The 3,380-nt window shown below is 48.4% G+C and carries 3 protein-coding genes; 1 reads left to right on the forward strand and 2 read right to left on the reverse strand.

Going from position 1 to position 3,380, the window contains the following annotated elements:
* Window positions 1-1,676, reverse strand: a 1,676-nt coding sequence (gene priA / locus RMO52_RS06800; protein WP_310412163.1) for a primosomal protein N', incomplete at its 3' end; no start/stop codon positions are given.
* Window positions 1,677-1,740: 64 nt separating this feature from the next.
* Between priA and RMO52_RS06805 the strand changes: the two genes are divergently transcribed.
* The gene (locus RMO52_RS06805) at window positions 1,741-2,583 is read left to right on the forward strand and encodes an ADP-ribosylglycohydrolase family protein (protein WP_310412166.1); all 843 of its coding nucleotides are present in this window, start codon (window positions 1,741-1,743) and stop codon (window positions 2,581-2,583) included.
* 112 nt (window positions 2,584-2,695) lie between these two features.
* Here RMO52_RS06805 and hisB read toward each other — a convergent pair whose 3' ends face one another.
* Entirely contained in the window at window positions 2,696-3,337 is a 642-nt protein-coding gene (hisB, locus tag RMO52_RS06810; protein WP_310412170.1) for an imidazoleglycerol-phosphate dehydratase HisB, read from the reverse strand.
* Window positions 3,338-3,380 lie beyond the last annotated feature (43 nt).

Genomic DNA, 3,380 nt, shown 5'->3' on the forward strand with positions numbered 1-3,380 from the left:
CGTTGGGGGAGCGGGAGGGAGTGGGAGGGAGTTGGGAGAGGGGAGAAGGGAGTTGGGAGGTAGGGGGAGGCAGATGGGAGTTGCGAGTTGGGGCTTCGCAGTTGTGGGTTGGGAGGTGGGAGTTCGGGAGAGGGGGGGACTGGGAGAGGGGGGGACTGGGAGAGGGGGGGATAATTAGTCTCCTTGTCTCCTCGTCCGTCTTGGAAAGGTGCTCTACTTGTCTGGTCGGGTCTCCCGCCCAGTTGGGAAACCCCCAGACCGCACTTTCCGCTCCTCGTCTCTTCATCACCAACCCCAATATTTACCCAAGTCTCTAGGGAGGGGGTGGCGGAGCCGAGGATCAGGGGGCAGGATTCTAGTTCGGCGCGCCAGTTGGCAATATCTCTAGTTTGGTAAGTGGGGGCGGGTTGGTCTTGTTTGAAGCTCGAATCGTGTTCTTCGTCGAGGATAATTAGTCCTAAGTTGGGTAATGGTGCGAAAATTGCCGATCGAGTGCCGATGATAATTTGACTGGTATCATTGAACATCTGTCGCCAGGTGTCATAGCGTTCGCCGTCGCTGAGGGCACTATGATAAACGCAAACTTTATCGCCAAATCGCGATCGAAATCTGTCAGTTAGTTGGGGTGTCAAGCCAATTTCGGGGACTAAGACTAAAACCGATTTGTTACGTGCTAGGATTGGCTCGATCGCTTGGAGATAGACTTCGGTTTTGCCGGAGCCAGTCACGCCATGTAGGAGGACTCGGGCGTATCCAGAAATATCGTTAATTACGGCTAGGGCAGCAGCTTGATCTGGGGTGAGTTGTTTGGCTGGTTCTTGTTGGAAGATGCCGACAGATCGATCGGATCGGAGTTTTTCTTTATCGACGATCGCGATGTATCCCTTCTGGGCAATTTTGACTAAAGTTGCTGGCGTGGTACCACCGAGTTTTGTTAATTCCGATTGCCATAATTCCCCGTCATGCTGTCTTAAGATCTCGACGACCTCGCGTTGGCGAGCGGACAGATCGTCGCCGATTAATTCGGCAGTCAAGACTACCGCTTTTAAGAGTTTGGGCTGTTGAGTTTGTCCTGATTCTAAATAAGATTCAACTAACTTTTTATCTAGTAATTCGCGCAAACCTTTAAGCGACTGCGGAATTTGTTTTTGAATATGCTGCCAACTATAATTTTTATCTGGTTGGGAATTCAATAGCTGAAGAATTTTCTTGGCGATCGGACTCAAGAAAACATCAGTATTTAGATCTGTTGATATTGCCTTAATCCGGCGATGCGATCGAGTCAATAGCCCCGGTGGTAGCGCCACCTTAATAACTTGAATTAGTGGTGTATGATAGTAGTGACCGATTTGGGCTAACCACTGCCAATAATTAGCTTTAAATAATCCCGATGCGACCACATCCTCGATATCTTTAATCTTGGCTAAGGGGAGATTTTCGGGCAGGCGATCGACAAACCTAATCGCAATTCCCCCGACGACTTGCCCGCCCAAAGGCACGCTCAGAATATCGCCAACTTGGATACTCAATCGTGCGGGGACATTGTAGGTATATAACGCTTGAGTTCCCGGACAATCGACTAATACTTCAACTAGTCCCGATGCTTTAGTACCGATAGTATACCCAGTAATCGGTTCGGAGACGATCGTCGGAGCAGCCACATCGGAATTCAACATGAAGTTAGGTAAGATCGGGTAGTGTTTGAGAATTTTAACAAGTTTTAAGCTAAGTATAACAAAGATGAAACACTTATTATTAACCAAGTTTCAAGGTGCATTAATTGGCGGTAATCTGATTTATCTCGATCGCTACCAAATCGCTCCCAACCAATTAATCATGAATACCACGCCCGCATTAATCGATGGGATTAATTATCTCACCTTCGGTGGGAAATTTGCAATTGAAGATTGGTCTAAGCGGGTTAATCCAGATCTAAACAATTCAGCAAGCGCCTTGATTGCCATGCTTCCATTAATGTTATTTTTTCATGAAGATCGACCAAAATTACGCGAAGTTGTGATTAATATCAGTCATGAGTGGCAACTGGATTGGGAAACTTGCTCTAGTGCCGTGGCGATCGGTTATCTGGTTTCGCGATCGCTCACAGAATCTTTTAATACTAAGACGGCGATCTCTCAACTCCTCGATGAAATGACCAATCTGCATCCACTGATATTTCAAGAACTCAGTACGCTCGATCGAGCGTTGGCTGGTTCTATGAGCTTACATCAAGTCGAGCGGCGATTGGCGAGGATCGAGCAGCCAGTTATTACATCAGTACTGCTGGCAATGTCTAGCTTTATGGCTACTCCAGAAGACTTTAGCTTGGCGACACGCCGTGTCGCCAAGCTGGAGACGCGATCGCTCCTAGCCTGTGCCCTAACTGGAATTCTAGCAGGCGCTCACAACAGTTTGAGCGGGATACCGCTCAATGGCTACATCGCCACTCAGGAGCGAACTCAGTGGCAAGCTTTAGCAGCACAATTACTAAATGCTTGGGCGGGAGTCGATCTCCAGCACCCGCAACCGCCAGATCTACTGCTGGCAATCGCCGCTCCGAATGTTATTCAACGCCGGGGATAGTGGATAGTGGATAGTGAATAGTGAATAGGGAAATCCAATGAGCGCGAATCGCTATCCACTATCCACTATTCACTAAAACACCAATAGCTTCATTTTGTACGAGACACAATCCTCACAACACCCCTTTAGAACTTGGAATAGTCCCGATCCGGCGCAGATCGAATTCTGTCGCCATTCGCATCGATCGCGCAAAAGCTTTGAAAGTTGCCTCGATAATGTGATGGGAATTGATACCATCTAATTGGCGCAGATGCAGCGTCATCAAACTATGATTGACAACTGCGACAAAAAATTCGCGGACTAACTGCGTATCGTAGGTACCCACGCGTTGGGTGGGAATCTCCAAGCCATAACTCAGGTGTGGACGACCGGAAAAATCTAGCGCCACTTGCACCAAGGCTTCATCGAGCGGGGCGACAAAATGCCCGAATCTCACAATCCCCTTGCGATCGCCTAACGCTTTGCCAAGAGCCATCCCGAGGGTAATGCCGACATCTTCATTCGTATGGTGATCGTCGATTTCGATATCGCCTGTGGCGCTAATGTCGAGATCGAATAAACCGTGAGCGGCAATTTGATGGAGCATGTGATCGAGAAATGGAATCCCCGTTTGGGCGTGACAGATTCCCGTCCCATCGAGATCGATCGTTACAGTCACATCAGTTTCACCCGTTCGGCGATGAACTGTGGCAATTCTGTTAGCTGGCGTAGAAGTAGATGTAAGTTTGCCGTAGGCTTCGATCTCGGTGAGCATAATATATTTAGCGATCGGTGTGAGAATAATTGGCTGTGTATCT

The organism is Chamaesiphon sp. OTE_8_metabat_110 (assembly GCF_031382685.1).
In the GTDB taxonomy this organism is placed as follows: domain Bacteria; phylum Cyanobacteriota; class Cyanobacteriia; order Cyanobacteriales; family Chamaesiphonaceae; genus Chamaesiphon.